General features: G+C 43.8%; 23 protein-coding genes. 9 read left to right on the top strand and 14 right to left on the bottom strand.

Features of this window, described 5'->3' with window-relative positions:
• Positions 1 to 483: 483 nt before the first annotated feature.
• Entirely contained in the window at positions 484 to 1953 is a 1470-nt protein-coding gene (locus tag AB6E85_RS16800; protein ID WP_372143300.1) for a transglycosylase SLT domain-containing protein, read from the top strand.
• Positions 1954 to 2087: 134 nt separating this feature from the next.
• Here AB6E85_RS16800 and AB6E85_RS16795 read toward each other — a convergent pair whose 3' ends face one another.
• Positions 2088 to 2630 (bottom strand): DUF3332 family protein, encoded by a 543-nt coding sequence (locus AB6E85_RS16795; RefSeq protein ID WP_372143299.1) that lies wholly within the window; start codon positions 2628 to 2630, stop codon positions 2088 to 2090.
• A gap of 310 nt (positions 2631 to 2940) precedes the next feature.
• On the opposite strand from AB6E85_RS16795, the gene AB6E85_RS16790 reads away from it, so the two are divergent.
• Positions 2941 to 3840 (top strand): LysR family transcriptional regulator, encoded by a 900-nt coding sequence (locus AB6E85_RS16790; RefSeq protein ID WP_050621181.1) that lies wholly within the window; start codon positions 2941 to 2943, stop codon positions 3838 to 3840.
• A gap of 73 nt (positions 3841 to 3913) precedes the next feature.
• Here AB6E85_RS16790 and AB6E85_RS16785 read toward each other — a convergent pair whose 3' ends face one another.
• The 6 genes from AB6E85_RS16785 to AB6E85_RS16760 all read right to left on the bottom strand — a co-directional run bounded on the left by AB6E85_RS16785 (position 3914) and on the right by AB6E85_RS16760 (position 8875).
• Complete coding sequence (locus tag AB6E85_RS16785; RefSeq protein WP_372143298.1) at positions 3914 to 4753, bottom strand: class III extradiol dioxygenase family protein; 840 nt, start codon at positions 4751 to 4753, stop codon at positions 3914 to 3916.
• A gap of 2 nt (positions 4754 to 4755) precedes the next feature.
• On the bottom strand, positions 4756 to 5109 hold the full coding sequence (locus AB6E85_RS16780; RefSeq protein ID WP_372143297.1) for a protocatechuate 4,5-dioxygenase subunit alpha: 354 nt from the start codon (positions 5107 to 5109) through the stop codon (positions 4756 to 4758).
• A 5-nt stretch (positions 5110 to 5114) separates the two neighbouring features.
• A complete protein-coding gene (locus AB6E85_RS16775) occupies positions 5115 to 5993 on the bottom strand; it encodes an amidohydrolase family protein (RefSeq protein WP_372143295.1) in 879 nt (292 codons plus the stop codon).
• Positions 5994 to 6008: 15 nt separating this feature from the next.
• Positions 6009 to 7106, bottom strand: a complete 1098-nt coding sequence (locus AB6E85_RS16770; RefSeq protein ID WP_372143294.1) for a 4-oxalomesaconate tautomerase — start codon at positions 7104 to 7106, stop codon at positions 6009 to 6011.
• Positions 7099 to 7776: a 4-carboxy-4-hydroxy-2-oxoadipate aldolase/oxaloacetate decarboxylase gene (locus tag AB6E85_RS16765; protein ID WP_372143293.1), complete on the bottom strand. Its 678-nt coding sequence runs from the start codon at positions 7774 to 7776 to the stop codon at positions 7099 to 7101. The genes AB6E85_RS16770 and AB6E85_RS16765 overlap by 8 nt, the downstream gene beginning before the upstream one ends.
• An 85-nt stretch (positions 7777 to 7861) precedes the next feature.
• On the bottom strand, positions 7862 to 8875 hold the full coding sequence (locus AB6E85_RS16760) for an amidohydrolase family protein (protein WP_050621175.1): 1014 nt from the start codon (positions 8873 to 8875) through the stop codon (positions 7862 to 7864).
• Between the two features lie 251 nt (positions 8876 to 9126).
• Between AB6E85_RS16760 and AB6E85_RS16755 the strand changes: the two genes are divergently transcribed.
• Together AB6E85_RS16755 and aroQ are read left to right on the top strand one after the other, a co-directional pair.
• On the top strand, positions 9127 to 9966 hold the full coding sequence (locus tag AB6E85_RS16755) for a shikimate dehydrogenase (RefSeq protein ID WP_372143291.1): 840 nt from the start codon (positions 9127 to 9129) through the stop codon (positions 9964 to 9966).
• 23 nt (positions 9967 to 9989) lie between these two features.
• Positions 9990 to 10433 carry a type II 3-dehydroquinate dehydratase gene (gene aroQ, locus AB6E85_RS16750; RefSeq protein ID WP_248336653.1) on the top strand — a complete coding sequence of 148 codons (444 nt, stop codon included), beginning with the start codon at positions 9990 to 9992 and terminating at the stop codon, positions 10431 to 10433.
• 343 nt (positions 10434 to 10776) lie between these two features.
• Here aroQ and AB6E85_RS16745 read toward each other — a convergent pair whose 3' ends face one another.
• The 6 genes from AB6E85_RS16745 to AB6E85_RS16720 form a co-directional block, all read right to left on the bottom strand.
• Positions 10777 to 12600, bottom strand: a complete 1824-nt coding sequence (locus tag AB6E85_RS16745; protein ID WP_086969686.1) for a bifunctional sugar phosphate isomerase/epimerase/4-hydroxyphenylpyruvate dioxygenase family protein — start codon at positions 12598 to 12600, stop codon at positions 10777 to 10779.
• A 9-nt stretch (positions 12601 to 12609) separates the two neighbouring features.
• Positions 12610 to 13680 (bottom strand): Gfo/Idh/MocA family protein, encoded by a 1071-nt coding sequence (locus AB6E85_RS16740; RefSeq protein ID WP_372143290.1) that lies wholly within the window; start codon positions 13678 to 13680, stop codon positions 12610 to 12612.
• 25 nt (positions 13681 to 13705) lie between these two features.
• Positions 13706 to 14650 (bottom strand): AEC family transporter, encoded by a 945-nt coding sequence (locus tag AB6E85_RS16735; protein WP_372143288.1) that lies wholly within the window; start codon positions 14648 to 14650, stop codon positions 13706 to 13708.
• A 15-nt stretch (positions 14651 to 14665) separates the two neighbouring features.
• The gene (locus AB6E85_RS16730) at positions 14666 to 15931 is read right to left on the bottom strand and encodes a TRAP transporter large permease (protein WP_082241965.1); all 1266 of its coding nucleotides are present in this window, start codon (positions 15929 to 15931) and stop codon (positions 14666 to 14668) included.
• Positions 15932 to 15940: 9 nt separating this feature from the next.
• Entirely contained in the window at positions 15941 to 16435 is a 495-nt protein-coding gene (locus tag AB6E85_RS16725) for a TRAP transporter small permease (RefSeq protein ID WP_050621167.1), read from the bottom strand.
• 103 nt (positions 16436 to 16538) lie between these two features.
• Positions 16539 to 17537 (bottom strand): DctP family TRAP transporter solute-binding subunit, encoded by a 999-nt coding sequence (locus AB6E85_RS16720; protein WP_050621285.1) that lies wholly within the window; start codon positions 17535 to 17537, stop codon positions 16539 to 16541.
• Between the two features lie 450 nt (positions 17538 to 17987).
• Between AB6E85_RS16720 and AB6E85_RS16715 the strand changes: the two genes are divergently transcribed.
• From AB6E85_RS16715 to AB6E85_RS16700, 4 genes are all read left to right on the top strand, one after another.
• On the top strand, positions 17988 to 19199 hold the full coding sequence (locus tag AB6E85_RS16715) for a LysR family transcriptional regulator (protein ID WP_052878527.1): 1212 nt from the start codon (positions 17988 to 17990) through the stop codon (positions 19197 to 19199).
• Positions 19200 to 19373: 174 nt separating this feature from the next.
• On the top strand, positions 19374 to 20318 hold the full coding sequence (locus AB6E85_RS16710) for a DUF1932 domain-containing protein (RefSeq protein WP_372143287.1): 945 nt from the start codon (positions 19374 to 19376) through the stop codon (positions 20316 to 20318).
• 179 nt (positions 20319 to 20497) lie between these two features.
• The gene (locus AB6E85_RS16705; protein ID WP_050653370.1) at positions 20498 to 21451 is read left to right on the top strand and encodes a Gfo/Idh/MocA family oxidoreductase; all 954 of its coding nucleotides are present in this window, start codon (positions 20498 to 20500) and stop codon (positions 21449 to 21451) included.
• Between the two features lie 108 nt (positions 21452 to 21559).
• The gene (locus tag AB6E85_RS16700) at positions 21560 to 22585 is read left to right on the top strand and encodes an aldo/keto reductase (protein WP_372143286.1); all 1026 of its coding nucleotides are present in this window, start codon (positions 21560 to 21562) and stop codon (positions 22583 to 22585) included.
• Positions 22586 to 22767: 182 nt separating this feature from the next.
• Here AB6E85_RS16700 and AB6E85_RS16695 read toward each other — a convergent pair whose 3' ends face one another.
• A complete protein-coding gene (locus AB6E85_RS16695; RefSeq protein WP_372143285.1) occupies positions 22768 to 24591 on the bottom strand; it encodes a M4 family metallopeptidase in 1824 nt (607 codons plus the stop codon).
• Between the two features lie 637 nt (positions 24592 to 25228).
• Here AB6E85_RS16695 and AB6E85_RS16690 point away from each other — a divergent pair.
• Positions 25229 to 25870 carry a hypothetical protein gene (locus AB6E85_RS16690; RefSeq protein ID WP_372143283.1) on the top strand — a complete coding sequence of 214 codons (642 nt, stop codon included), beginning with the start codon at positions 25229 to 25231 and terminating at the stop codon, positions 25868 to 25870.
• The last annotated feature ends 33 nt before the right edge of the window (positions 25871 to 25903 follow it).

Below are 25903 nucleotides of genomic sequence, written 5' to 3'. Positions count from 1 at the left end.
AATTTAAACAATTTATAAAATATTAAAATAGTGCTGGCTTGATATATCTGAATTTATAAACCAATCAATAACTTAATGATGAAATTATTAACTGCTGAGTGGTGTTTGGTCTATTTGGGGATTTATTAGAGACTGCGAAGAGTGACTTCTGATGGCGCTTTTAGAGGGGGAGATCTATAGGAGCCCCCTATATCTACTATAGCCACTGCGTTATTTCGGACTTGATGGTTTCCGGTATAATTCGCTTCCCTTGATAAAAAGTAACGAATCAAAGCAACGCCTAAACGGTCCACAACGCTCACCAGATTGCTCTGAACATCAAACGCACTTTACACATCAACGTACTCTGTCCAACAACGTAGATTGCAATCGTACAACGTTAAGAAATGTTCCTTTACGTTGAATCGCTTCTAGCCCGATAGCTCACAAGCAACACCTAGCATTATTGAGGGTTTTGGCTTAAACGCATTAGGAACAATGAATATGACGAATTTTAATGGCGCTTCACGTTTATCGAAGGTGTTGGTTTTTCTTTCTCTTATTTCCAAATCGACTCTTGGTTTTGAAATACCCGACAACGCACTCGAATCCTATGTGGGTGACTTCTCTGCGTTGCGTGAAAGAGGCGTTGTGCGTGTCTTAGTGTCTGGTGATATGGGGTTCTATCATATTGAAAATGGTAAGCCGAAAGGGATTCTTGCCGAGCAGATTTATTACTTTGATCAAGAGCTAAAGCTACGTGACCCTTTACTGCGCGTTAAGGTGATTCCGGTTGAGCGGAGTGAGCTACTCAATGCTTTGAATCTGGGGCAAGGTGATATTGCCATCGCCAACCTAACCGTGACCAAACAGCGTGAGCAATTGGTCGATTTCAGCATTCCCATTCGTAGCGACATTGATGAGTTACTAGTGACAAGCCGTTCTACACCTTTGATTAACGACATCACTCAGTTACAGGGTAGAGAGGTTTGGCTAAAGCAAAACTCCAGTTATATCAGCAGCGTTTACTCAGTGAATAAACAGCTAGAGAAGAACGGTTTAGCGCCCATCTATATCCACTTGTTAAGTGACAACCTCCAAGATCTCGAATTGCTCGATTTGATTAAACGCGGACAAATTACCGCAACCATCGTGGATAGCCACAAGCTTGAACTATGGGGAAACTTAGAGCAAGACATCAGAATCCATCACAATCTTGCCTTTAGGCACAATGCAGATATTGCTTGGGCGATTCGCAAAAATAGCCCGCAGCTGAAAGCCAAAATCGACCAATATTTGCAAGATTCAAAGCAGGGGACGTTGCTGGGTAATGTCATCGACAATCGTTATCTCGAAAGTACGTCATGGATGAATAGAGCCTCTAATCCGATGCAAAACGAAGAACGGGATAAGCTAGAAAAGCTGTTCATGGTTTATGGGGAAAAGTTCGAGATCGATTGGTTTATTTTGTTAGCAATGGCTTTTCAAGAATCAGGCTTGGATAACTCAAAAATATCACATCGTGGTGCGGTGGGTATTATGCAAGTGATGCCTAAAACCGCAAAAGATTGGTATGTCGATATTGATAATGTTTACGACTTAGAAAGCAATATTCATGCGGGCAGCAAGTATCTGCGTTTTATCTATGACCGATATTTCGATTTGCCGGAAATCTCGGATATCGACAAGATTCATTTTAGCTTAGCGGCTTATAATGCTGGGCCGGCTAAGATCAGACGAATGCGCGTGCTTGCCGCCAAGCAAGGTTACAACCCAAATAAATGGTTTAATCATGTTGAAGTGGTCGCAAGACAAAATATTAGCCAAGAGCCTGTAAAATACGTCGCCAACATCAATCGATACTTCACTATTTACCAGCGATTGGATCAGTTTCAAGACATACGAGAAGCGCAGCTGAGTAATATGACTCGTCAGCTAAACGTGAAACGTTTCTCTCCTTTTTTTGCTTATTAGTGGCGGTTATTCGCCATAAACCAAAATAAAAACGACAAACAAAAAAGAGAGGTTAGCGACTAAGCTAACCTCTCTTTTTTATAGGTACTGACTAACTGAATTGATTGGGGGTGTATCAGTTAATTCTACGTTGCTTAAGACTGATCAGCCGATGCCATGTACATCTGCATCTCTTCCAAGCTTGTTTTTGCAATCACTTGGTTATCAATAGAGTAATGAACTTCATCGCCGAAACGTTGACCCGTTAGAGTCGCGCGAGTACCGTCGTTGTAGGTTAGCTCAATTGCGATTTCGTCTTGGTTAAGTACTTTCATTTCACTGTGGTCAATCACATGCTTTGCCAATGGGTCGATAGGCGCTTCTGTTAGGCTGTCATCCAGTTGGTCATTAACATCAATGTAGGTATCTACTTTGGTATCAAAGATGTGAGGCTTCTTGTTGATTGGGTTCTTGCCCGTCCAAAACTCTAGTGAGTTAAACACGATGTAATCGGCAGCAACGGTAATACCGTAAGCAGGGGCAAGTAACATGTTTAGGCCACCACGAGCGTAACGGTTATCAACGGCTTTAACGTTAAACTCCATTAGTTTACCTGTTACTGCGTTACTACCTACGCAGCCAAATAAAGTCACTAGGCTCATTGAGATTATTATCGGTTTTACAAATCGGTTCATCATTCTCTATTTCTATATGTGTATATTTAGGAACCGATAATTATGTCAAACTCAAGCGTCTTCTAATATAACGCCATGCCTATACTAGATATCAGGAAAACCTATATCTTTATAAAAACCAGACTGTTACCGATATTTGGATCTTGTTCCTTAAATACTACCGTACTAGTTCGTGTTATTTTGTTTTGGCGTTTTAACAATGTTCTGTCATAACCATAACTAAAATATGGGAATGGGGAGCGATAATTCACAGTCATTTAAACGATATTATTTTTATCGTTTATTTAATTACATGACTGCCTGAAGAGCTCGAATGAAACGATTTAACCTCAACCTCATATATTACTTTATCGCGATATATGAAGAAGGAAACCTGACGTACGCGGCAGAAAGGCTCAATATATCTCAACCTAGTCTCAGCGCGCACCTAAAGCAGCTTAGAGACGAATATCGGGATCTCCTCTTCGTTAGAAAATCATACACACTCGAGCCTACGCCAGTCGCGAACGACCTGTACCCAATCTTCAAGCAAGCACATAAGCTGGTTTCACACTCACTCCCTGAAACTCACGATTTCGACCCGAAAGAGTGTAATTACACCTTCAGAATTGCTGCGATGAGCATTTCAAGCAGCGTGATCTTGCCTCGTATCTTGGACAGGATTCAAAAAGAAGCCCCCAACTGCGTTATCGAAGTGGTGAACATCAAAGAAGACATGGCAACGGATATTCGAGAGAAGAAGATCGACCTTGTCGTCGACCTTACTAATGCCCACCCGACACTGCAGAGCCAAGAGATCTGGGGCGATGAACTGTGCGTGGTATGCAGCCAAAACCACTCGCAGATAGAAGAACAGATAACTTTAGAACGCTACTTAGCTGAAAAGCACGTGATGTTGACGCATGATAATTATCGAGTAAACCAGTTAACCGAGCTTCACAGCCCGATCTTTTCCGAAAGAAAGGTGGCGAGAAAGCTCAATTCCATCGCTGACTTTTCTGACACGATTTATAACAGCGATTGGATTGCAACTTTCCCTAAAGGGGTCGCGGACGCGTATTTTGATAAAGACAAGATAAAGTTGCTAGAAGTGCCATTTGAATACCTTACACCTTCATTGAGCGTGTATTGGCACAGCAACCGCAATGACGACATCGTGAACTTGTGGCTACGCGAACTGTTCAGTAATGAAGTGCTGAAATTGGCGTCGTGATACAAAAAAGCCTACTCATGAAAGAGTAGGCTGAAAAAGCTCAATAGCGATCAAGTTTAGAGTCGGGGAGCGACTACTTATTTTCAATCAACATAGTACCTGCGCCAGTATTTGAAATAGGTGCGTGATAGTCACTTTGTAGAACATTTAACTCGCCATTCAATGCACCACGCATCCCCATCCACATGATGAATTCAGGACCTTGAGCACCGCCATTGGCAATAAGATCGTGAATCGTCAGTTTAGATAGCTCGTCGGGGGCGCTGATTAGCTTATCCATGCAGTACAGGTCAAACTCTTTGTTGATGTAGCCCGCACGTTCACCATCTAGCTGGTGGGATAGGCCGCCAGTACCTAACACCACAACTTTTAGATCTTTATCGTAAGAGTCGATAGCTTCACCAATCGCTTTACCTAGGTTGTAACAGCGTTTAGGTGACGGCATAGGGTGTTGCTCTACGTTCAAACAAACAGGAATCACCTTCATGTGTGAGTAGCTGTTGTTTGGCCACATCAACTGCATTGGTACTGTTAGGCCGTGATCTACCTTCATCTCTTGGCAGATAGTGATGTCGAACTCACTCTCAACTAGATGATTACAAATGTGCCAAGAAAATTCAGGATCACCCGGAATTGCTGGAATTGTAGGGATTCCCCAACCTTCATCGGCGTTCATGTAGCTCGCAGCGGCACCAATAGCAAAGGTTGGTTTCTTGTCTAGGAAGAACTCAAGGCCATGGTCGTTGTAGAATACAACGGCAACATCCGGTTTCTCTTGTTCTAACCAAGCGTGAATTCCCGGGAAGTTTTTGAAAAACGGCTGCCAATATTCTGTTTCTTGAAGGTTGTTTTCAATCGCTTTCCCGATTGAAGGAATGTGTGAAGTACTGATACCACCAATAACTCTAGCCATGATTATTTCCCTGCCTCAACCAACATTTGTTTGAATTCTTCAACGCTCATGCCTGTTTGCATGGCGCCAATGTCTTGCATGTTTAAACCAAACATACCAACGAATTTCGCTAAGTAGTAGATACTGCCGCCTTCGTTTAGAAGTGCCAATACATCGCGTTCTTGGACTGCTTTTTTCTGAGCATCACTCAGTCCAAATTTGTCACAGTATGCCTGTTCGTCGGCTTTGAATTCATCACGACCAGCCTGACCATTTAGCGTGTAGCACATCTTGTTTAAGCCATAGCCTTTTATGGCCATTGATCCATCGAACAAAACGGTGCCTGGGATATTTCCTTTATCTTTCAAATAAGTCATTGCGGTTACTCACTCTCTGGCCAGTATAATTTCATTGGGTTTGTCACAAGCAGTGCTTGTTGAAGGGCATCGGTTTCAGCAATCTGTGGAATCACATCAACCAAGTGTCCATCATCAGGTGTGTGTGATTTCATGTTTGGGTGTGGCCAATCTGTCCCCCAAAGTACGCGGGTAGGGAATCGCTCGACCAAGGTCTTAGCAAAAGGCACAACATCACTATAGTTTGGTGGTGTTAATGTTAGACGCTCTGGGCAGCTGACCTTTGTCCAAATGTTTGGGTTGTTTTCCATAAGGCGGATGAACTTTGCAAAGGCTTCACTATTGTTACCTTGTGCAATGTCTGGTCGGCCCATGTGGTCTACAACAACCGTCATATCGAGTTCGTCGAGGAAAGGGGCAATGTCGTCGATGTCTTGAGATTCAAAGTACACCACGATATGCCAACCTAAAGGACGAACGCGATCCGCAATTTTCTTAAGGACGTCTTTTGGTGTGGTATCAACTAAGCGTTTTACAAAGTTAAAGCGGATACCGCGCACGCCTGCTGCGTCCATGGTTTGCAGTTCTTCATCAGTGACAGTTTCATCGACGAAAGCCACGCCGCGTGCCAGTTCACCAGCGCTGTCTAGGGCATCTAGCAATGCTGAGTTGTCGGTGCTATGGCAAGAGGCCTGCACAATCACGTTACGACTAAAGCCAAGGTGATCGCGTAAGGCGAACAGTTGTTCTTTTGAAGCATCACAAGGCGTGTATTTACGCTTAGGTGAATATGGGAATTGCGCCGCTGGGCCAAATACATGGCAGTGAGCGTCGACAGCACCAGCCGGAGCGATAAACTTAGGCTTACTTGGGTTTTGATGAAACGGTAGGTAATCAGCGTCCATTATTCTTCCTTGTTGTTACTGGTGTCCAAACACTGTGCCATCAAACAGTTTTCGCGCAGTGCGAAGAATGGCAGCTGATTGAACTTGGTTGTTTTTGATATCTAAAACCACACTCATTTTTCCAATAGGATGTTCTACATCTAGAGCAACTTTCATGCTGGTTTCAGTTTGTGTGGCGAGTTGTTCTGCCTGGCTCGATGAGTTGATTTGAGCAAGTTGTTTTGCTGGAGCGTTATCGAGTATGCAAGCACTGGCAACACTAACCGCGCCTAGTACACCGATAGAAGCATGGCAACGGTGAGGGATGAATGTGCGAGTAGAGATTGCGCCGCCATATTGAGGCTCGCTGACCAAAGACATCTTAGGGACAGAGAGCTCAGAAACATCACCAAGGTTCATTAATGGACCAGCTTGAAGTCGTATAGATTCCAAACGCTGTTTTAAAGCTTGGTTATTGTCGAGTTGTTCACGCGATTCGTCACCTGTGATGCCGAGATCTTTCGCACACATCACAACAACTGGCATTCCGTTATCAATTAAAGTGACATCGATACCGTCAATTGTATCAATAACATTTCCTGACGGAATTAACGCACCACATGTTGAGCCAGCAGTATCCTCAAAAGTTACCGCAATTGGCGCTGATGAAGAGGGCACGCCATCGATATGGCAGTCGCCTTGATAGGTCACTTGTTTGTTTGGGGTTTGAACTTCTACCGTAGCGATTTGCTGTGTGTTTTCCATGAAGATACGAACTGATGTAGTTCCTTCTTTGGCTTCAACTAACCCACGCTCGATAGCAAAAGGAGCGACCCCTGCAAGGATGTTTCCACAGTTTTGTTTGCTGCTAACCAATGCTTGGTCGACAAACACTTGTAGAAATAGGTAGTCGATGTCTACATGTTCTCGACTCGATGGTTCAACGATCGCTACCTTAGATGTCAGAGGGTCAGCCCCTCCGATACCATCGATCTGGCGTTCATCTGGCGATCCCATCACCGACAGCAAAAATGCATCGCGTTCAGCAGAGTTGATAGGTAAATCATCTTTCAGAAAGTAGGCGCCTTTTGAGGTGCCAGCTCTCATCCACATGCATGGCGCTTGATTAGACATACTTCAGGCCTTTTTCTTCTAGTCGACCACGCATGTCATAGATGTCTAGACCAAGCTCACCATTCGCTAGGCGAACGCGTTTAGCTTCTTCGCGCTCCATACGCTCTAGTGACGCATGCAGTACTTGTTCAGCCTCTTCTCGGCGAACCACAACCACTCCGTCTTCGTCTGCGACCATGATGTCACCAGGATTAATGATTTCTTCTGCACACGTCATCGGAACATTGACTGAACCTAGCGTTTCTTTGATGGTACCTTGGCTAAATACGGCTTTTGACCACACAGGAAAATTCATTTCGCGTAAGTCACGAGTATCACGAACACCGCCTTCGATGATTAAGCCAACCACACCACGTGCCTGTGCTGACGTTGCTAATAAATCACCGAAGAAGCCGTGGTTTGAAGGTGAAGTAGGGGCGAACACCAAAAAGTCACCCGCTTTCGCTTGCTCGATGGCAACGTGCATCATCCAGTTGTCGCCAGCAACTCCTGAGATTGTTAGAGCTGAACCTGCAACGGCGTCACCTTGAAAAATAGGGCGCATGTAATCGGCCAATAAACCACGGCGACCTTGTGATTCATGAATGGTTGCTACGCCACATTTGCGTAAGCCTTCAATGATCTCTTTGTCTGCACGTTTAATGTGTTGAACAACGATGTTCTGACTCATGATGAATTCCTTTTGCTCTTTGCTTATGCTTCTTTTTTAGAGAAAGTTTGTTCGAAGTGCCCATTCTTAAATGGGTAGAGTGGCATTAAGATGTTTTTAGTCGGCTGAATACGCGACGAGCGTTACCCTCAAAAATCATCGATTTCTCTTCGGCCGTGACCTTGTCACTGGCATCAATGTAGCGTTTCGTGTCGTCATAGTAGTGGCCCGTCTCTGGGTCAACACCGCGCACTGCGCCAATCATTTCTGAAGCGAACAAGATGTTCTTCGCTGGCAAGATATCAAGCAGTAGGTCGATGCCTTTCTGGTGATAAACGCAAGTATCAAAGTAGATATTGTTCAACACGGTTTCTTCAAGCGGTGGCAATCCCATATCTTGCGCGATACCGCGGAAACGACCCCAGTGATAAGGTACTGCGCCACCACCGTGTGGGATGATGATTTTCAACTCAGGGAAGTCTTTGAACACGTCAGAGGTCATTAATTGTTGGAAAGCCGTCGTGTCTGCGCCCAAGTAATACGAAGTTGTGGTGTGCAGACATGAGTTACAAGAGCCGCTTACATGGATCATTGCGGGTACGTCTAGCTCTACCAGTTTTTCATACAGAGGGTAGAAAGCACGATCGCCCAAAGAGGCATCTTTCCAAAAGCCACCTGTTGTATCTGGGTTCAAGTTACAGCCGATGAAGTCCATCTCTTCAACACAGCGAACCAACTCAGAAACCGATTTTGAAGGGTCAATGCCTGGTGATTGCGGCAGTTGAGCAACCGGTGCAAAGTTTTGAGGGAAAAGGTCGCACACACGACGAATAAGATCATTTTGATGTTCTGTCCAAAAGCGGCTCGTGTGCTCATTGCCGATGTGATGTCCCATCCAGCTTGCTCGAGGAGAGAAAATCGTTAAATCCGTACCACGTTCTTTCTGTAAACGAAGTTGATTATTTACGATACTTTCGCGAATCTCATCGTCTGAAATGTGAATTGAACCTTTGCTACCAATGTGGTTTGGGTTTTCAGCTAGCGCCGCTTTTTGGCTTTCGCGGTAGTCGCCCACCTGAGGTGGTGTGGTTGTGTAGTGTCCATGGCAGTCGATAATCATCTCGGCAGTCCTTTGTTGTTTTTGTTGCTAACAACTATAACGACCAAGGCTTATTCTCGACTATTTCAATTTATTTCGAAGGTATAAGATTTTGAGATAGAGAGCTGCAATGACGGCAACGAAAAAGCGATATTCCATATGGGTTGGTGCCATAGAAAATAAAAAATGAATAGGTGTTGAATAAAAGTGATTAGCGTTGAATAACGTGATTCTGGTAGCTTTAAATAAAATCCCGAAGAAGGTGAAGTGAAATGATTAATTGTCGACTTATTGGTGCCAATATTGATAAATCCAAGTCACCCGAGTTCCATAACCTATTAGCGGAACAACTTAATATAGAGCTCGATTATCAATTAAGCCCATTAGAGAGTGGAGATATACTCGATTTTCGAGCGCATTCATCTCAAATGGAAGAGAGTAATATTCACGCGACTAATGTGACTTATCCCTATAAAGAGATGGCGGTTCAAGTGGCTGACTTTTTGGATACGTCAGCAAAAATAGTTGAAGCATCCAATACATTAGTTTTTCGCCCAGAAGGTACGTTTGCTTACAACACTGATTTCTCTGGCTTCATTAATGCCTACCATGTTTTTCGGCATTGTAAGCCCGGTAAAACAGTGCTTATAGGCTGTGGCGGTGTGGGTAAAGCGGTGGCAGCGGCTTTAACAGAATTAGAAACCGAACACATCGCGCTTTATGACCGTGATACCGAAAAAATGCATGGTTTAGCTCAGCTGTTAGAAAAAAGAAATGTTAAGGTAACTTGTCTTACAGAGACAACGTTAGAGCAACACGTTAGAGAGGCGGATGGCCTTCTTAATTGCACTCCAATAGGGCATTACAAGACACCGGGCATACCTATCCCAAGTGATTGGATAGAGAACCAGAAGTGGGTATTTGACGCTGTTTACACGCCAATTGAAACTGAATTTATCAAAGCTGCGATGGGGGCGAACCTCGCAGTTTTAACTGGCTTTGAACTGTTTTTTCATCAAGCGGTTGATGCGTTTCAACTGTTCACCGACCGTGAATTAACACCTCAAGAGTTATCTCAATTTCGTCAAAATCAATTTTCAAATCCCGTCTAAGGATAGAAGTAAGGAAAGGAACAATGAAAAAATTATTAGTGTTGAACGGACCAAACCTAAACCTACTAGGAACTCGTGAGCCTCAGCAATATGGTCATGAAACACTGGCAGATGTAGAAGAAAACTGCCGCAAGTTAGCCGCTAAATATGATTGCGAAGTCGAATGCTTTCAAAGTAACACCGAAGGTCATTTGATCGATGCCGTGCACAAAGCCGGTCGTGAATTTACTGCCGGTGAATGCGTAGGCGTGGTATTCAACCCAGGCGCTTACACGCACACATCAATAGCTTTGCATGACGCAATAAAAGGCGTCGATGTTCCTGTTGTTGAAGTGCATATCTCAAATGTTCACGCGCGCGAAGCATTTCGTCATCACTCTTACATCTCGCCTGTAGCCGCAGGCACAGTGATTGGTATGGGAACTAAAGGTTACGGCTTAGCCATTCAGTTCTTATTAGACGACTAATACCTCTAATCAACATAAGCAGAAAAATTGAGCCTCTAGCATCGCTAGGGGCTTTTTTACGGCTTGGTTTTCTGAAGTAGGGTAAAACACAGTGCACTCGACTGCATCGGGATGAGTGCACTAAGAAGCTCTTGCCCAAAAATTTGTTAGCCCTCCTACAAGCCCATGAACTAAAAACACCAGAACCTAGACAAAAAAAACTGCACTTACCGAAGATGAGTAAAGTGCAGCAAAGCTCAAGAAGAAAAATAGCAAGTTAAGCAAGTTAATATATCTGCTGCCATACAAGTGAGGTTGTATCCAACGGATATATTTGGTGAAAAAAGTTAGGTAACAATGCCTGTTAGAACTGATTCGCTTGTGACGCTAGACGAATGAACGCGTTAGTCTCGCCGTATTTGCTGTAGTCTCCTACGCGTTGAACGACTTCGAAGAACAAGCCATTGATCTCTTTGGTGTAGAAATGGAAGAAGCTGCCTGTTTCGTCTTCCGTGTACAGAATGTTGTTTTCACTTAGGCGTTGAATCAACTCATCGGGTAAATCAAATTGCGCTTGAATATCCAAGTAGTAATTATTTGGGATCTTCAACTGATAGATAGGAGAGAGATCCTGAACCGCTAAGAAGATGTCTTTACACTCCATGGCAATTTGGTTGATGCTCGCACCATTAGAGTCATTCAAGAAACGTTGAGCAGAGGTTTGCTTAGCACTGGTGCTGTTCAATGCAATCTTGATCTTACTGTTAGCGCTCTTGATGGTGCGGCTAGTGATTAGGCCATTCACATCTGGCAAGTCAAAGCTCTCTTCAGGTACAAAGCCGAAGATGGATTTGTAGAAGAACAGGTTAGACAGCAATGAATCAGGTGCTACAACTTGCCCCATGTGGTCGATGCGGACGAAGTTGTTGTCCATAGGCGCATGATCAGCGACTGGTTCAAAATCTACTTCATAGAACTTCGATGCTTCGTTCTCTTCAAGAAGGTGAATCAGCAAGTTGCCAGAGCTTTTGAGAGTAGGGATATCTAGCTCATTCTCTTGACGTGTTTGATGAATGGTTGGGCTGTTGTAACGGCTCGCTAATTCAACAAGACGGCTTGAATCTTCAGTGATAACGCCGAGCGCGCATACCGATTCACCATGACCTTCACGGTAAGTTTGCGCGTTTGAATTCTTCTCGTAGTTGAATATAAAGTTGATGTCACCGCGTTGGTATAAATCAACATTCTTACTCTTATGGCAATGAGTCTTTTTGAAGCCTAGAGACTCAATCACATCCGAGAAAGGGTTGTTCTCACGCTCTTTAACTGCGAATTCAATAAAGCTGAGGTCGTGGATCTTAGGTGCATTGAACGCGTCGTTAGTTTGATCTTCTAGCCATTTCAAAGAACGCACACCATCGATCGCTTTCTCGATTGGCGATGATGAACGGAACTCATCGTTAAAGACTTCATGGGATAAATAATCGTTGTAACCTTTGTCTTTAAGCGCTTTTACGAAATCGATAACTGGGAAGTCACCTTGGCCAGGAAAACAACGATAGTGGCGGCTGTATTGAAGAATATCCATCTGCATTTTTGGTGCGTCGGCCACTTGAACCAGAGCGATCTTATCGACTGGAATATCGTTCTTCAACGTATCCAATGTGTTTCCGCGTGCAAACATGTGAAAGGTGTCGAGAACCACACCAAGGTTAGGGTGGTCGACTGTTTTCACTAGGTTCCAAGCGTCATCATAATCGGCAATGTGGCGACCCCATGCTAGAGCTTCATAGCCTAATTGCATGTCTTCACGCTTTGCCAGTTCTGCTAATGCGTATAAATCTTCAGCACACTGTGCAACGTTTGGAGATGACTGAGGATGCACGTTACTGCACATCATTAAACGGCTGGTGCCTAGTTGGTGGGCGAGGTCCATCTTGCGCTCAAGCATGCTGTACTTTTTTTGGCGAAGGTGAGCGGGCATGCCTTCCATGTCGCGAAAAGGTTGCAGTACAAGAATCTCTAAGCCAAGGCTGTCTGCGATGCGTTTAACGTCAGAAGCGGAACCGCGGTATTGAGTGAGGTCATTCTCAAAGATCTCAATAGCTTGAAAGCCCGCTTTAGCGGCAGCATGCATTTTTTGTTCTAGCGTGCCAGACAAGCACACAGTCGCGATTGAATATTTCATGGTGGCTCCTTACTTAAGCTGCGGTGTTACATCTTGAACGGGTACGTATTGTTCTGTTTCACAGGCTTTGATGATCGCGTCGATAACCAATAGATTTTGTAGGCCATCCCAAATGCTGACTTTTGGTGTTTGTTCTTCGCCGCGAATCAATGCGCAGAAGTGTTCAAGCTGACGTTTTAGAGGATCTTCACGGTGAATATCTTCTTTGCGCTCAAGCATTTCGTTCCACCATGATGGCGTGACGTCTTTCGCGAATGATTTCACCTGCATAGTTGGTATAGAAAGGGAGCCATTGGTGCCTGCTACGTGGTAGCAATCTTCGGTTTCGTACGTCGCGTAAGACTTGTTCTCTTGTGAGGTTTGTTCCCAGCTGCGTGGGCTTGCTGAAGCGTCAGACAATAGGAAAGAGCCTAGTGTGCCGTTTTCAAAGCGCAGAGAGATGACTGTTGTGTCTTCGACTTCAAAGTCACGTGCACTGCTTGAGCTCATCGCCTGAACACCGACAATATCGCCAACAAGGTGACGCAGGTTGCCTATCTCGTGAATCATGTTGATAAGGATAGGGCCGCCGCCTTTTACTTTGCGCCAGTCGCCTTCATTAAAGTAGTAATCTGGCTTGTAAAATGCCGCACTGCCCATAATAGAAACCAGTTTGCCAAGCTCACCGCTGTCGATGATCTTTTTAGCGGTTTCCAAAAGCGGACTATAAGCGCGGTGATGACCAACCAGTATTTTACTGTTCTCATGTTTTGCATGCTTCAATAACTCAACCGCATCTTCGATAGAATCTGTCACTGGTTTTTCGACGATAGCTGCCACACCAGCGGCAATGCATTCGTGTGCTTGCAGAGCGTGTAACTTATTTGGGGTCGCGAGGATCACACCGTCTGGCTTTGCATCGGAAAACAGCGCTTCTAAGCTCTCATAAACGGGCACACCGTAATCCTCGGCAATCTCTTTCGCCGCTGGGAACGGATCAACGATAGCAGCCAGTTCGCATTGTTCATTTTCAACAATGAGCTTGATGTGTGTTTTCCCGATTAAGCCTGCTCCAGCAACAGCAATTTTAACTTTTTCCATGTTTAAGACCTTATGAGTGAACGTTTTAGTTATTGTTATTTGAGTTATGAGTTATGAGCGAAACAACGATAGACAAGGTAAATCCAGAGGCCAGCGTCGTTATAATCAATGTGTTTGCACAGAAGTTTTGTTGCTTATAAATCCCGCCAAGAATGGGGTAGATAGAGAGCATTGGTGATGCACAAAAGATAAGCAGTACATATTTTAAATCTCCTTCTACCGGCCAGACCAAAAGTAAGCCAAGCGCAATAATGGGGAAGCAAACCAGTTTGATGCTAGTAACCAGCGCAATGCGTGATTTTTGGTTTAGCACCAGTGATTGCCCCAAAATTCCACCAATCGCAAATAATGCTAAAGCGACTGAGGTTTTGGCGAGAATGCCAACGCTTTCTCCAATCACGACTGGCAGCTGAATACCTAACAGGTTGATGCTCAGTGCCAAGGTGATCGAAATGATGATTGGATTCTTTCTTAGCCTGTTTCCAATCTCGATAAGTTGATCTTTGAGCGATGAGTCGGTTTCATTCGAGAACTCCAGTAACACCAAACACACAGGAATAAACACGAGATTTTCAATCAACACGCTCATTAGAAACGCTTCCGCGTACTGACCATTAAAAATCGACAACACGATAGGGAAGCCTATGAATGCGCTGTTTGGCATCCCGCTACCTAGAGCATTGATGAAGCAATCTTGCCACTTCAACTTCATGATTAATCGGCTATACAACACTGCGATGGTCATACACAGCAACCCGCCTACGGCATAGATCAACATGTAGTTTTTGTTGATCGCTTCGCTCAAATCTAACTGAGTGACACTGCCAAAAATGACCGCAGGAAGTGAGATATAAAGAACGAATTTGCTTACGTCGCCGATGAAATGGCGAGAGAAAAAGCCATTTTTAGTCGTGAGAAAGCCTGCCGCGACAATCAGTATCAGCGGCAGCAATATTTCATATACAGACATGGTTTTGTGTGTGCTCTAGTATCCGAATAGCTGTGGCAAGAACAGCACGCTTTGCGGAACAAAAGTGATGAAGAACAACACCAATACTTCAAGTAGGAACAGTGGAATCACTTGCTTAGAAATCGCGGCGATTCCGACCTTGGATATGGTGTTGGACACAAACAGACAAATCCCCATTGGTGGTGTAATCAAGCCAATCATTAGGTTGAAGATAACCACGATACCGAAGTGAACAGGGTCGATACCAAAGCTCATCGCAATCGGGTGAAAGATTGGGATAAGAATCAGCATTGCAGCTATGCCTTCAAGGAATAACCCAACGACCAGCAAGATAACGTTCACCATAATCAAAAACATGATTGGGTCGCTGATGCTGCCTAAAATCTGTTGGCTGATGAACTGAGGAACGCGAGAGAAAGTAAGAATCCAGTTCGCTACAGATACAACGGCAATCAGGATCAAGACAATTGAAGAGTCTCGCATTGAACGCATAAACACTTCTGGTAGGTCGCTGAAACTCAGAGATTTATACACGAACATACCAACCAGTAGCGCATAGAAAGCTGCGAACGCTGCTGCTTCAGTTGGTGTCACAATACCCATCAAGATTGAACCAAGGATGAAGATTGGCATTGTTAGCGGAACAAACGCCTTTACCAATGCTTTACGGCGGCTTTGACGAACCACGTTGCTTTTTATGTTGTGACGAGTCGCGTAAATAAACACGAAAATAGACAGAGCAACTGCAGACAATACGCCAGGAACAATGCCCGCTAAGAACAGGGCAGGGACAGATACGCCACTCGCAATAAGCGCATAAATGATCACTGGAATACTTGGTGGAATCATCGGCCCAATAACCGAAGACGCTGCCGTTAACGCTGAAGAAAACTCTTTGCTGTAGCCTTCTTTTTCCATTTGAGGAATAAACACGCGGCCAAGTGCTGATGTATCAGCGACTGCAGAGCCTGAGATACCAGCAAACATCACTGAAGACCAGATATTCACTTGAGCTAAGCCGCCACGGAAGTGACCCACTAATGCGTTAGCGAAATCGATGATACGGCTGGTGATACCACTCTTGTTCATTAGCTCACCCGCAAGAACAAACAGAGGAACCGCAAGGATAGAGTAAGAATCCAAACCACTAAAAATACGTTGGGCTATTAGGCTGATAGAGATGGGAGTACTAGAGACGTAGAACGACATCGCCAAGATGATGCTGAATACGAGAGGAATACCAAAAATTAGCATGGATCCCATTAAGGCAATTGAAGGCATAACGATTCCTTATACGTCGCTTTGGATAGCTTGAGTTCTTGTGGATACACGCGCTGATTTCACGTGCTGAATTAAACGCAGTGTAGCGGCTATAAACAGGCAAGCGCCGCCAACAATCAATGCTGATTGGAAGTAGTACATAGGGACTCCAATACCAGCTGACTCAATGCCTCCGCGTTTGATCACAAATAGGTACGCTGAGTAAGTCCAGATCACCGAACATAACAAAACAGATAGGTCGACAATGACTTCCAGCGTTTTTTGAAATGCTTTTGATTTGACTGAATCAAGAACAGAAAATTTGATGTGTAAGCCTTCTAAATAACACAATGATGTAGCGAACATAACGCCATAAATCATTGAGTATTTGCTCAGCTCCTCGCCCCATAGGATAGAGGTATTAAAAAAGTAACGGCTGATTGTGGTGATCAACATCACTGCAAACAAATTGAAGAGTGAAGCCCCTGCGAGAATCGCAAGTAGCTTTTTATATTGCTCAATCATGTTCCCTGTCTCCTTGGGAAGAGTCGTTATACATCAGAGGTATAACGACTCATTTCTTATAAGTACTGCTGTAGGGTTTTTGTATTGATTATTCGGTTATGAATTAGTTAGTCGCGGTTTCTACTGCGTCTAGTGCATCATCAATCCATTTTGAATCGATAGTGCCTGATAACCATTTGATCACAGCGGGCTGCGTCTTATCGCGGAATTGTTTCTGTTGCTCTGGCGTTAGCGAAGTAATCTTCATGCCTTTTTGAGCAAGTACTTCTAAGCCTTCTGCTGAATTCACTTGCTGAATAGCTCGACCTACTGTACCTGCAACTTTTGCAGCGCGATCAATGATTGCTCGGTCTTCGGCATTCAAAGATGTGTAGAAATCGTCATTCATTAATAGGAAATCAGTGCCATAAACGTGACCGTCTAGAGTGATGTATTTTTGAAGTTCATAGAATTTGTTCGCGTTGATTACGCTGACAGGGTTTTCCTGTCCGTCGATAACGCCAGTAGTTAGAGCGGCAGGAACTTCAGGGAATGCAATAGGTGTAGGCTCTGCATCCAATGACTTCATCATTTCAACGTAAAGTGGTGTTGTCATTACACGGATTTTAAGACCGTTTAAGTCTTGCGGCGTAGTGATTTCACGCTTTGAGTTTGTGAAATGGCGGAAACCTGTTTCGCCATAAGCGAGGTTGCGTAGACCCGTCGTTTTCAAACATTGGTCATTCAACTTTTGACCAAACTCACCATCTAGCACTTCCCAAGCAATAGGAGCTGAAGGAAACAGGTAAGGGATTTCTAGTACGTTAGCTTCCTTACAAAGCTTAGAGTAGGCACCAGAAACCATAGTCATGGTTAACATACCTTCTTGAGTCGACTGAAGTAGCTCTGTCTCGCCACCAAGTTGACCTGAAGGGTAGATATTTACATTAATTCGACCACCAGATTCAGCCTCTACAAGGTTCTTGAAAACCTGTGTTGCAGCGCCTTTCTTAGAGATCGTCCAATCTTGTGAATCTACATGCCCAATAGTGATGTCCAGAGCAGCAGCAGAGCCTGCATATGCAAGCGATAGAGCGAGTGTAAGTTTAGTTATTGTTTTCATTTGTGAACCTCCTGTTTCTACGTCGATAAAGTTATCACCTAAAATTAACAACCGATAATTCATATAGTGAAAGTGTTATTCAATTTTGAGATAACATTAACTATTCGTGTTGGGGTTACAGTTTGATATTCCATTTGCATTGCACTATAAAACAGTGAGTTACTGATATATAGCTGTGGGTTATGTATTAAAAAAGGGGATTGAAAATGAATTTTCGTGTATTTCTTTTTTGGAGAATGAAGTCACATCTTTACCTTGGTAGAGTTACATTTTATCTACATCAACTCACAGATTTCAGCTTTTCTGCTGGAAGAGTATTCAAAAAATGTGCTGAATGTGTTCGATAGTTGACGGGGTTTAAATGTGGCATTTAGCACCGTTTTGAAGTTGTTGTTTGTATTTGGAATTTGAATGCAAATGGCAGTTTGACAGCACTTTTGAGGCGATAACATGTTAAATATTCCAAACTTGAGACACCTAAGAGCGATATCAGAAGTGGTGAATACTGGAAGCATTAGCAAGGCTTCGGAAGTGGTGTTTTTGTCTCAGCCCGCTATCACACAAGCGATAGCGAAACTGGAAAAAAACATTCATAGTGAGTTGTTCGAACGTACCACCGATGGCATGAAACCGACCGAACAAGGAGAAGCGTTTTCATTTCGAATTGAACGTGCGTTGGAGTACATCAGTAAAGGCATTACTGATTCGCTAAAAGTCGCGAAAGGCCAGCGAAAAAGCAGCGTTCAGCGCTATTTATTCAATATAACAACCACTCAATTGAAAGCATTGATCGCGGTTTCTAACGGTCAAAGCTTTACTGAAGCCAGTCGAATTTTGGAAGTGTCGCAGTCGTCAGTGTATCGTGCATCTAAAGATCTTGAAGAGATCCTTGGTATCACTTTATTCGAAAAAAACAGCACGGGTATTACGATTAGTAAGGCTGGTAGCGCTCTGGTGATGTCGAGTAAATTAGCCTTCGTAGAAATCAAGCAAGGTATCGAAGAGGTTGGCTTATTGAGTAACCGCCATAACAGTGTGATTACGGTTGGCTGTTTGCCTCTTGCTCGTACATGTTTACTACCAAACACCATCAATGAGTTTTCTCGTAAGTTCCCTGATTGCCAAATTCATGTGATCGACGGCCCGTATCAAGACTTGCTCAATCACTTACGCCACGGTGAGCTAGATATCCTAATTGGTGCGCTGCGTTTCCCATCACCGAGCACCGATATTCGCCAAGAAACTCTGTTTCAATCACATAACAAAATCCTCTCTAGAAACGACCACCCACTGAGCTTGAAAGAGCAAATAACACTTGATGATTTACAAGGTTCGAGTTGGGTTGTATCTAATGTAAACACGCCTGGACGCAGAATGTTTGAAGACATTTTTACGTCTCAGGAACGTGATGTACCTACTCGAATTGTTGAGGCAAGCTCGCAGATGTTGGTAAGAGAACTGCTTTTAGGCAGCGATCGATTAACGATCCTCTCTCAGCACCAGATTACTCGCGAACTTGAAGAGGGGCACTTCACCATTCTGCCATTTGATTGCAAAAAGCAGTCGCGCCCAATCGGTTTAACCATGCGGAAGAACTGGTTTGCTACCTCGGTTCAAAACCATTTTCTAACGTTGTTACGTGAGAAAGGTGTACAGCTTTAGTTATTCTCAGTTGAGTTCAGTTCGGCTTGTTTTGTTTTCTGTTTGGCTTTCTATTTTCAACTTAAATCATGACACTCAAATACGATCTAAAAGTGAAGGCATTTTTCCAAAATTGAATACCCCTTATATTTATTTGATTATCGCTCTTTAGGTGCCAATGCTAAGGTAACTGTCATGAAAAACGCAGATAAGTTGGCAGGTAAAAAGAGAATTATGGCGACGATAACAAGAGCTGCGTTCATTGGGTTTGGTGAAGCTGCACAAGCATTTTTGGTGAGCTGGGGTGATAAAGCACCAGAAGTGATCAGTGGATTCGATATCAAAAGTAACCATGCACAGCACCGCGAAAGCATTCTCCTTGAATACATAAAGCATGGCGTTCAAGGTGCATTTGAAGCCCACGAGGCGATAAATGGTGCTGAGTTAGTCTTTTCACTGGTGACGGCCGATCAAGCAGAAGCAGTGGCGAAAAACGTAGCGAAAACATTTACGCCCAAACAGATATTCTTGGACTGTAATTCATGTTCACCCCAAGTAAAACAAAGGAATGCTGAGCTTATTGAAGCATGTGGTGCAAGCTACCTTGATGTTGTAATTATGGCCCCGGTGTTGGGAAGAACATCTGCAATCCCATTGTTGATCTCTGGAAAAAAAGCATTAGAGATTGAACCGCTACTGACCACACTTGGCTTCAACGTTGAAGTGGTGTCTGACCAAGTGGGTGAGGCATCAAGCATCAAAATGATTCGTTCTGTGATGGTAAAAGGGCTTGAAGCTCTCACTACGGAATGTTTGTTGGCAGCACGTAAAGCGGGGGTTGAAAATCATGTGCTCGAATCACTTAGTACAACGTATCCAGCCCTGCCATTGAACGATCTTGGCCAATATCACTTGGAACGTATGTTATCTCATGGGGAGCGACGTTCCAACGAGCTTAAAGAGGTATCTAACACCTTAAGCGAACTAAATTTGAATGGCTCGATGGTGAACGGTGCGATGGAGTGGCATAGCGCACTCGGTAAGATGCCGGTCGAATATCAAGGGCAAGACCTATCTACACTGAGTGATTTGGTATTAGGGCAGTTGGCCAATACTCGAACTCGCGCAGTGAATGAATAACGGGATAACCAAAAAATCGAAAATCTCAGCAAGCGAATGTTGTGATTAGCTGAATGCAGAACTGGGTTAAACGTAGATGCCATCGATTATTAAGCAATTCATTAAGTAATCAAACATTGAGTAACAAGTATTAAGCAACACCAGCCAAACAGGGCGGGTATCAAATTAAAGGAATGAATATGAACGTATGTGTTGTGGGCGCGACAGGTGCCTTTGGACGTAAACACTTGGATGCTATCCGTGAAATTGAAGGCGTTCGCGTAACTGCGATGGTTTCTCCAGAGCAAGATAAGCTTGATCAACTGATCACAGAGTATGGTCATGATTCAAAGGGCTTTACCAATCTATCTGACGCACTTGTACTTGATGAAGTGGAAGCAGTAATTCTTGCTACGCCAACACAAATGCATGCAGCACAAGCGATTGAATGTATGGAAGCAGGCAAACATGTTTTGGTTGAAATCCCAATGGCGGACAACATCGAAGACAGCTACCGTGTGGTAGAAGCTCAAAAGAAATCTGGCAAAATCGCAATGGCTGGCCACACTCGTCGTTTCAACCCAAGCCACCAATGGATTCAAAACAAGATTGCTGCCGGCGAACTTCATATCCAGCAGATGGACGTTCAAACGTACTTTTACCGCCGCACAAACACCAATGCCAAAGGTGAAGCTCGTTGTTGGACAGATCACCTGCTTTGGCATCACGCGTGTCATACAGTTGACCTTTTCCAATACCAAACCGGCGAACAGGCAACTAAGCTGCAAGCGCTTCAAGGTCCAATTCACCCAGACTTGGGTATTGCAATGGACATGAGCATTGGAATGAAAGTGCCATCAGGTGCAATTTGTACGCTTTCACTGTCATTCAACAATGATGGCCCGTTTGGTACGTTCTTCCGTTACATCTGTGAAGAGGGCACTTACCTAGCGCGTTATGATGACCTGTATGACGGCAAAGAAAACCCTATCTCACTAGAGGGTGTTGCGGTTTCTAATAATGGTATTGAGCTTATCGACCGCGAATTCTTCGATGCAATCAAAACGGGTCGTGAGCCAAATTCGAGTGTGGCGAGCTGCCTTCCTGCAATGGAAACATTAGACAAGCTTGAACAGTTACTTGAAGCTGAGTAATTAAAAGCTGAGTAGCAAGTTAACGCTCAGTAGTGACTTAAAGAAGAACCGTTCTTTAAAGTCGTATTGGTTCCAAAGTTGGTATTTTTAGCAGTAAAAGGATAAACGATGATGGCTAGTATTGGTGGGCAGACATTAGCGCCAGTGGCTTTAGGGTGTATGAACTTGTCGCATGCTTATGGCACTCCGCCGCAGAAATCGGATAGCATTAAGTTACTCAATCAAGCATTGGATTTGGGCTATAACATGCTCGACACGGCTGCGTTGTATGGCTTTGGTGCGAATGAATCACTGTTAGCTGAGGCTGTTGGTCATCGTCGTCATGAGTTTTTCCTCGCCAGTAAATGTGGAATGTTCAAAGGGCCTGATGGCAAGCGAGCGATTGATGGTCGGCCAGAAACCATTCGCAAAACGTGTGAAGACTCACTAGAGCGTTTGAATACTGACGTTATTGATTTGTACTACCTGCATCGATGGGATAAAAGTGTTCCGATTGAAGAGAGTATTGGTGAACTTTCTCGTTTGGTGGAAGAAGGTAAGATCAAGCATATAGGTTTGTCTGAAGTTTCTGCCGACACCATCGCCAAAGCAAACGCGGTTCATAAGATAGCAGCCGTGCAATCGGAATATTCGCTCTGGTCGCGTAATCCAGAAATCGCGGTAATCGAGCAATGCCAAAAGATAGATGCGACCTTTGTGTCGTTTAGCCCTGTAGGTCGCGGTATGTTGACGGGCGAAGTGAAAGATAATCAATTTGTCGCTGGTGATATTCGCTTAGCGATGCCACGTTTCTCTGATGAATACTTCGAGTCTAATTTGTCTTTAGTACGACAGTTTGAGTCTGTGTTGCCGATGTTTGCAGAAGAGAATGGCTTTTCGATTAATGACAATCGCAGTTCAACTCCGACTCTGGCACAACTGGCGTTAGCTTGGACTTTGAAAAAAGCGCCGAACTCTATTGCATTGCCGGGCACTACAAGCCTTCAACACTTAGAAGAGAACTGGAATGCACAACAGCTATCAGTTTCTGATGAATTGCTGCGCGTGATAGACGGTATCATTCCTCAAAACAAGATAGCTGGTGGACGTTATAACGCGGCAACTCAACGTGAGATTGATACTGAAGAGTTCTAATCACTACTCGATGATTAGTTGTACCTTACTAGCTTTATCTTACTTGTAGTATCAATGACAACTTATCCAATAAACCTCCGGTCACGCCTGCGTAACCGGAGGTTTTTTATTTCAAGACCTAATAGGCAAAACAGTTTGGCCTTGTTGATCTCCATTTAACGCGGTTCGCTTTTTGCTCTAACTCAATCTAAACGCAATGTTAGGCCAGAGTAGTTCGAGTATCCGCGCAGTAACACATGATAGGTGACACCCGGTTGAGCGCTCACACTACACTGCTCATTGTTTCCAGCGCGATAAGGGCGACAGTCGTAACTCGATGTCGTTGGCTTGCTGCCCGATTTCACGTAAAGGTCGGCATCGCCTGAACCACCAGACATTGAAACCGTCACGCTGGATGCAGAATCGACCGTGAATGTGTAGAAGCTCTCTGAAGATTGATTCCCGCTTAGGTTCGCAATCGGTGTGCCTTTCGTTAATACATTGCCAGTTGGAGGCGTGATACCACAGCTTGCATTCACGCCGACGGTGTTAAATGCATCTTCGACATCGGCAACCACATAGCCCATGTCGGCTGCGGCTTTCGCTACGCCACAAGCACCGGCATCAAAGGTACTGTTTGCCGTCCAATACAGTTGGTTCGCGACTGTGAAGATTTCAAAGCCCTTACGTACATTCCAACCCGATTTGTTCGCTAAAAGGTAAAAGGCGCGGTTGTAAACACCGCTAGATAAGTGAACGTTCAAGCCATCGTAGTATTGCGAGGCATGGTCAATCGAGCGACCATCTTTTGAAGGTTGATCGAAGTAACGCAAGCCACCTTCAGATTTGAATATATCGCTGCCGACAATCCAATCCACATTGCCACGCAGGTAGTATTCAGCCGCTTCGCCCGCAATATCGGAGAAGGCTTCATTCATACCACCCGACATGTTTCGGTACACAAGACCGGAGTTTTGCTCTGTGAACCCATGGCTAACCTCGTGAGCACTCACGTTGATATCGACCAATGGATAAAAGGTGTTTTTGCCATCCCCAAATGTCATGGATGAGCCATTCCAAAAGGCATTTTCATAATCGGTACCGTAATGAACACGCATCGTCAGTTGGAACGTTAAAGGCGATGTGTTCATCCACTCTTTGTACATATCGAATACGACATTACCAAAATAGTGCGCATCGTTAAGAGGCGAATAAGCCCCGTTGATGTATTTATGATCGGTGTAGTTGGTGCCGTCGGCACAGTTGTAACTGTAGGCTGAACTGCCGGAGGTTCCGTTCCTCAAATCGACTGTCTTAACAGAATCGTTTTCTAACGTACAAGTTGTGCCTGTTTTGTCGATGGGAAAGCTAGGGAAGTCACTACCATATTCATATCGAGTGGTTTTGATATTACCACCGGGGCCAGTGCCGGATGCTTTGGCGTGGTTTAACCCATTCCATTTTTGGAGAACATCGCCAGTCGTGGCATCAATAAAGTAAAAAGGGCGCTCTGGCATAGAGGACGCGATAAAGAAATCGACCAGATACACCACTTGGGCGACTTGGTTCTCATCCAATCTCACCATGAGTTTTGCTTTTTTGTTTTCAATCGACTTTTTGCCGACGGTAAACGTGCGGTGAGCGGAGAGAGCAGCTTCAATTGCTTGTTCCTGATTCAGCTTTGGCGCGATGCTGGATAAGTCACCACTGATCCCTTGTGCCATTGAACCGAATACCTGAGTGGGTTGGTTCTTGGAAAGGGTAGCGACAACCGAAGTGTCAAAGACGGGTAAACCTAAGTGAGTTTGTTGATAGCGGACTTTCGTTTTTCCATTGGGCAATACCACCCGTTTTACCTCAGAAAAGCCTAATTCTAGTGGGGCAACACTCTTCGACTGAGAGACGAGGCTCTGTTGTAGTAACGCATCATCATCGACCCTGACCATTTCTGCAGCGTGTGCATTGAAGCCAAAAGATGTACCTAGAATAGCTGCTATTTTCCAGCTTAGTTGACGTTGTTGGTTCATTTTTCGTTCCTGATTTTAATATAAACTCCTTCTTCCCAACGGCTTTATAGGAAGTCTATATGCAACACGGTAATGCCATGTGTTGCGAATCAAGATTGGAAGAGCATTTCGGCTTATGACAAGTTTTTTAGGGAGATTGAATTTTAGAGTATGTAATTCAAAGTTTACAAAAATTCTTATTGATTAAATTGTTTTTATAAAATTAAATTTTATTATTTATCGTAAACGTATGAAGGGTCGGGAGTTATTAAAATCCGTTTTGTTTGAATCTAGAGAATACTTTTCTCTAAGTTAATCTCGATATTTTTCTGTTTTTATCTTAATTACAGATGAGTAAATAACTGATTTTTTGAAGTGGTGATATTGTCTTTATTATCAATAGTAAACTTGTTTTAACAATACTATTAAGCACAGTTCTCATCTTTTCTACATTTAGTTCTATTAGACAGAAGATTTCTACATTTTCTTGTTCAATCACAAACTAAGAACGATAAGTCATTGTTATGAATGGAGTAAGTCGCTTAAGATAGACAGCATAAGAAACTAGATAGAAAAATTCTGTATTTAAGTACAGAATTTCTCTGTCTGATAGCTGTTATGCAATTTTAAAAATGTCAGTAGAAATGGTTGGATATTTATGAAATCAAGAGATTTAAAAACAATATATGACGTTATTGTAACTGAATACACGATGAGACATATCGGCGAAGGTCGGTTCTTACACACGTTTAAGCCAAAAACGACGAATACTTTGTATCAGTTCGAAGCTAATGGTGTCGCAGAAATGGAAGAAGGCGAAAGGTACAATATCGGATTCCGCGAGGATACAGATGGGCGCAAGACTGTCGACTTGTCGTGTATTTCAAAGTCAGACAGTGTAAACCCAATGTTATCCTACATGTATGCAAAAGAGTTTTCTAAAGCTAGACATGCAGTTAACAAACAGAAAAACGATGAAAGGGTTACGCATAAAGCCACAGATGGCTATTACTGGGGTAAGAAATATGCGTGGCGTGAGTTTGGTCTGGTGATTTCAAAAGATGCTTTTTATGCCTACTTGGAGCAAATCGGTCATCCTAAAGTGCCTTGTATAACGGCAAATCCAGATATGAAATTTAGTAACGACCCTTCTACAGCATACAAAGAAGAGGGGTTAGCTGAAGCTATGGAACTGTTAATTACGACCGCTGAGAAAAAAACCAAAGCTCTATACAAATCACCTCGCTATAGTAAACGTTTCTCTATTCGAGGCGTCGAAGCTATTACGGACAAAAAATAGCATAACAAACGTTTAAGACAGATTCCCAACGCT

Source organism: Vibrio sp. 10N.247.311.51 (assembly GCF_041467855.1).
Taxonomy (GTDB): domain Bacteria; phylum Pseudomonadota; class Gammaproteobacteria; order Enterobacterales; family Vibrionaceae; genus Vibrio; species Vibrio coralliirubri.
This window is presented reverse-complemented; position numbering and strand designations above follow the sequence as displayed.